Source organism: Pseudomonas sp. K5002 (genome assembly GCF_013386655.1).
Classification (GTDB): Bacteria; Pseudomonadota; Gammaproteobacteria; order Pseudomonadales; family Pseudomonadaceae; genus Aquipseudomonas.
Map to the genome: position 1 here is coordinate 1 of NZ_JACARK010000737.1, position 5,040 is coordinate 5,040.

Sequence of the window (5,040 nt, forward strand, 5' to 3'; positions counted from 1 at the left end):
CGCTGGAGCGTTCCTTCGGCGCGATTGCCGGCATTACCACCATGAGCAGTTCGTCGAGCCAGGGTTCGACCCGGGTGATCCTGGCGTTCGACTCCAATCGCGACATCAACGGCGCGGCGCGGGAAGTGCAAGCGGCGATCAACGCCTCGCGTAACCTGCTGCCCAGTGGCATGCGCAGCATGCCCACCTACAAGAAGATCAACCCGTCCCAGGCGCCCATCATGGTGCTGTCCCTGACTTCGGACGTGTTGCCCAAGGGCCAGCTGTACGACCTGGCCTCGACCATCCTGTCCCAGAGCCTGTCCCAGGTGCCGGGCGTGGGTGAAGTGCAGATCGGCGGCAGCTCCTTGCCCGCCGTGCGTATCGAACTGGAACCCAAGGCCCTCGACCAGTACGGCGTGGCCCTGGACGATGTGCGTAATACCATCGCCAATGCCAACGTGCGCCGGCCCAAGGGTTCGCTGGAGGACAGCCAGCGCAACTGGCAGATCCAGGCCAACGACCAGCTGGAAAAGGCCAAGGACTACGAACCGCTGCTGATCCGCTACCAGAATGGCGCGGCCTTGCGCCTGGGGGATGTGGCGAAGATCAGCGACGGCGTCGAGGACCGCTACAACAGCGGCTTCTTCAACAATGACTCGGCGGTGCTGCTGGTGATCAACCGCCAGTCCGGCGCCAACATCATCGAGACGGTGAAGCAGATCAAGGCACAACTGCCGGCCTTGCAGGCGGTGTTGCCGTCCAGCGTCAAGCTGAACCTGGCCATGGACCGTTCGCCAGTGATCACCGCCACCTTGCACGAAGCCGAGATGACCCTGCTGATTGCCGTGGCCCTGGTGATCCTGGTGGTGTACCTGTTCCTCGGCAACTTCCGCGCCTCGCTGATTCCCACCCTGGCGGTGCCGGTGTCGCTGGTGGGTACGTTTGCAGTGATGTACCTGTTCGGCTTTTCCCTGAACAACCTGTCGCTGATGGCGCTGATCCTCGCCACCGGCCTGGTGGTGGACGATGCCATCGTGGTGCTGGAGAACATTTCCCGGCACATCGACGAGGGTGTGCCGCCGATGAGGGCGGCGTACCTGGGGGCCCAGGAAGTCGGCTTCACCTTGCTGTCGATGAACGTCTCGCTGGTGGCGGTGTTCCTCTCGATCCTGTTCATGGGCGGGATCGTCACCAGCCTGTTCCGCGAGTTTTCCATCACCCTCGCAGCGGCGATCATCGTCTCGCTGGTGGTGTCGCTGACCCTGACCCCGATGCTCTGCGCCCGCTGGCTCAAGCCCCATGTCAAAGGCCAGGAAACAGGCTTGCAGCGCTGGAGCCAGAAGATCAACGACCGCATGGTGGCAGGCTACGCCCGCAGCCTGGACTGGGTGCTGCGCCACAAGCGCCTGACGCTGCTCAGCCTGTTGGTGACCATCGGGGTCAACGTCGCGCTGTATGTGGTGGTGCCGAAAACCTTCATGCCCCAGCAGGACACCGGGCAACTGATCGGCTTTGTGCGTGGCGATGACGGGCTGTCATTCAGTGTGATGCAGCCGAAGATGGAAATTTTCCGCAAGGCGGTCCTGCAGGACCCCGCGGTGTTGAGCGTGGCAGGTTTTATTGGCGGCAACAGCGGCACCAACAACGCGGTGATGCTGGTGCGGCTCAAGCCCATCAGCGAACGCAAGATTTCTGCCCAGGCGGTGATCGAGCGCATGCGCAAGAATGTGCCACTGGTGCCCGGCGGGCGCCTGATGCTGATGGCTGACCAGGACCTGCAATTCGGCGGCGGCCGCGACCAGACCACCTCGCAGTATTCCTACATCCTGCAGAGCGGCGACCTGGCGGCCTTGCGCCTGTGGTACCCGAAAGTGGTTGCCGCGTTGCGTGAGCTGCCGGAGCTGACCGCCATCGATGCCCGTGAAGGACGTGGGGCGGCCCAGGTGACGCTGATTGTCGATCGCGACCAGGCCAAGCGCCTGGGCATTGACATGGACATGGTCACTGCCGTGCTCAACAACGCCTACAGCCAGCGGCAGATTTCCACCATCTACGACAGCCTCAACCAGTACCAGGTGGTGATGGAGGTCAATCCGAAGTACGCCCAGGACCCGATCACCCTCAATCAGATGCAGGTGATCACGTCCACCGGTGCGCGCGTGCCGTTGTCGGCCATCGCTCACTATGAGAACAGCCTGGCGGACGACCGGGTCAGCCATGAAGGCCAGTTCGCCTCGGAAAACATTGCGTTTGATATGTCGCCCGGCGTCACGGTGGAGCAGGGCACGGCTGCCATTGAGCGGGCGATTGCCAAGGTCGGCCTGCCGGAAGAGGTGATCGCGAAGATGGCCGGTACGGCCGACGCCTTCGCCGCCACCCAGAAAGGCCAGCCGTTCATGATCCTCGGTGCACTAGTAGCGGTGTACCTGGTATTGGGGATTCTGTATGAGAGCTATATCCACCCGCTGACCATTCTGTCGACCTTGCCGTCGGCGGGGGTGGGCGCCTTGCTTTCGATTTACCTGCTGGGGGGCGAGTTCAGCCTGATCTCGCTGCTGGGGCTGTTCCTGCTGATCGGGGTGGTGAAGAAAAACGCGATCCTGATGATCGACCTTGCGCTGCAACTGGAACGCAAGGACGGCATGAGCCCGCTGGAATCGATCCGCGCCGCCTGCCTGGTGCGGCTGCGCCCGATCCTGATGACCACGCTGGCGGCGATTCTTGGCGCCGTGCCGCTACTGCTCAGCACGGCCGAAGGCGCGGAAATGCGCCAGCCTCTGGGCCTGACGATTATCGGCGGGCTGGTGTTCAGCCAGATCCTGACCCTCTACACCACGCCTGTGGTTTACCTTTATCTCGACCGCCTGCGCCACCGTTTCAACGGTTGGCGCGGAGTGCGTACCGATGCTGCCCTGGACACTGCGCTATGACCGATTCAACGTTTCCCACCGTGCAACGTCTGGCGATGACTCGCGGCTCAAAGCTGCTGAGCCTGGCCCTGTGCGGCGTGATGCTCAGCGCCTGCGCCGTCGGCCCGGACTACAAACGCCCCGAATTGACCGAGCCTGCCCAGTACAAAGAGGCGCAGGGCTGGCGCCAGGCCGCGCCCAGCGACTCGCTGGCCCGGGGCGCCTGGTGGGAGCTGTACGGCGACAAACAACTGAATGAGCTGGTAGAAAAACTCAACAGCTCCAACCAGACCGTGGCCCAGGCCGAGGCGCGTTATCGCCAGGCCGCCTCGCAGGTGCGCAGTGCCCGTGGGGCGTTCTTCCCCACGGTTGACCTGAGTGCCTCGAAAAGCCGGGCCAGCCAGGGTACCGGTAGCAGTAACGCCAGCCTCAGCAGCTCCAGCAGCGGTATTCGCGACACCCTCAACACCCAGTTGGGCGTGAGCTGGGAAGCCGATATCTGGGGCAAACTGCGCCGGGGCCTGGAAGCCAATGAAGCCAGCGCCGAAGCCAGCGCGGCGGATCTTGCGGCGATGCGCCTGAGCCAGCAATCGGAACTGGTGCAGGATTACCTGCAACTGCGGGTCATGGACGAACAGACCCGTTTGCTGCAGGCCACGGTGGACACCTACCAGCGCTCCCTGCAGATGACCCAGAACCAATACCGCGCCGGTGTCTCGGGCAAGGACGCCATCGCCCAGGCCCAGACCCAGCTGAAAAGCACCCAGGCCAGCATGATCGACCTGATCTGGCAGCGGGCGCAGCTGGAAAACGCAATTGCCGTGCTGATCGGTGTGCCGCCGGCCAACTTCAACCTGGCGGTGAGCAAGGACATTCCGGCGCTGCCGCAGATTCCGGTGAGCCTGCCGTCGCAACTGCTGGAGCGCCGCCCGGATATCGCCCAGGCGGAGCGCTCGGTGATCGCGGCCAATGCCAACATCGGCGTGGCCAAGACCGCTTACTACCCGGACCTGACCCTGAGCCTGGCCGGCGGCTATTCCAGCAGCACCTACGCCGACTGGATCAGCCTGCCGAACCGCTTCTGGTCGGTGGGGCCGAAACTCGCCATGACCCTGTTCGACGGGGGCCAGCGTTCGGCCGAAGTTGACCGCGCCGAGGCGTCCTACGATGAAACCGTGGCCAAGTACCGCCAGACCGTACTCGATGGGTTCCGTGAGGTGGAAAACTACATGGTCCAGCTCAAGGTCCTGGAAGACGAGGCGGTCGTGAGTAACGAGGCCCTCGAAGCGGCCCGGGAATCCCTGCGCCTGACCCAGAACCAGTACAAGGCCGGGTTGATCGCCTATCTCGATGTGGTCACCGTGCAAGCCACTGCCCTGAGCAACGAGCGTACGGTGCTGACCCTGCTGCAAACCCGGCTGGTTGCCAGTGTGCAACTGATCGCTGCACTGGGCGGTGGTTGGGATGGCCAAATGCAGCTGAGCGACAAGAAGTAAACCCCGCTCTGGCTGGTGTACGGGCTTGTGTGGGAGCGGGCTTGCTCGCGAAAACGGTGGGTCAGTCAACTGTGTATGAACTGACCCGCCGCTTTCGCGAGCAAGCCCGCTCCCACAAGGGTTCTGCGGTGTTTTTGAGCCAGCGGATTGGCGTCAAATTTTGAATGATGGCTATACGACAATATTTCAGGTGTACAAGATTTATTCTCGCTACAATCCCTGACTTTTCAGCCCGGCACGGATGCCGTTCGGCCCATAGGTCACGAGAAGTCCCATGCTCACCGGTAGTTATTCCCCCGCCCTGGTCCTGATTTCCCTGTTCGTCGCGATCCTCGCATCCTATACGGCGTTGGACCTGACCGGCCGCATCGCCACTGCCAGGGGCCGCGCGGTGTACCTGTGGATGGGCGGCGGCGCGCTGGCGATGGGCGTGGGGATCTGGTCGATGCACTTTATCGGCATGCTCGCCTTCCGCCTGCCCATCAGCCTCGGCTATGACGTCGGCATCACGGCGCTGTCGTTGTTGATCGCGATCCTTTCCAGCGGTTTTGCCTTGTGGCTGGTGAGCCAGCCGCGTTTGCCGGCGTGGCAACTGGCATTTGGCGCATTGATCATGGGCGCCGGCATCAGCGCCATGCACTACACCGGCATGG

Annotated in this window: 3 protein-coding genes; all 3 read left to right on the forward strand. The window is 63.1% G+C overall.

Going from position 1 to position 5,040, the window contains the following annotated elements; genetic code table 11:
- The coding region (locus HX846_RS27410; protein WP_178966486.1) for an efflux RND transporter permease subunit at positions 1-2,912 on the forward strand (2,912 nt) is incomplete at its 5' end.
- A complete protein-coding gene (locus tag HX846_RS27415; RefSeq protein ID WP_003207503.1) occupies positions 2,909-4,387 on the forward strand; it encodes an efflux transporter outer membrane subunit in 1,479 nt (492 codons plus the stop codon). The genes HX846_RS27410 and HX846_RS27415, both read left to right, overlap by 4 nt.
- 274 nt (positions 4,388-4,661) lie before the next feature.
- A partial coding sequence (locus tag HX846_RS27420; RefSeq protein WP_306173160.1) for an MHYT domain-containing protein occupies positions 4,662-5,040 on the forward strand: 379 nt, incomplete at its 3' end.

Bases quoted from the DNA above. Each gene is read 5' to 3' on its own strand.
- HX846_RS27415 (WP_003207503.1), top strand. From the start codon at position 2,909: ATGACCGATTCAACGTTTCCCACCGTGCAACGTCTGGCGATGACTCGC.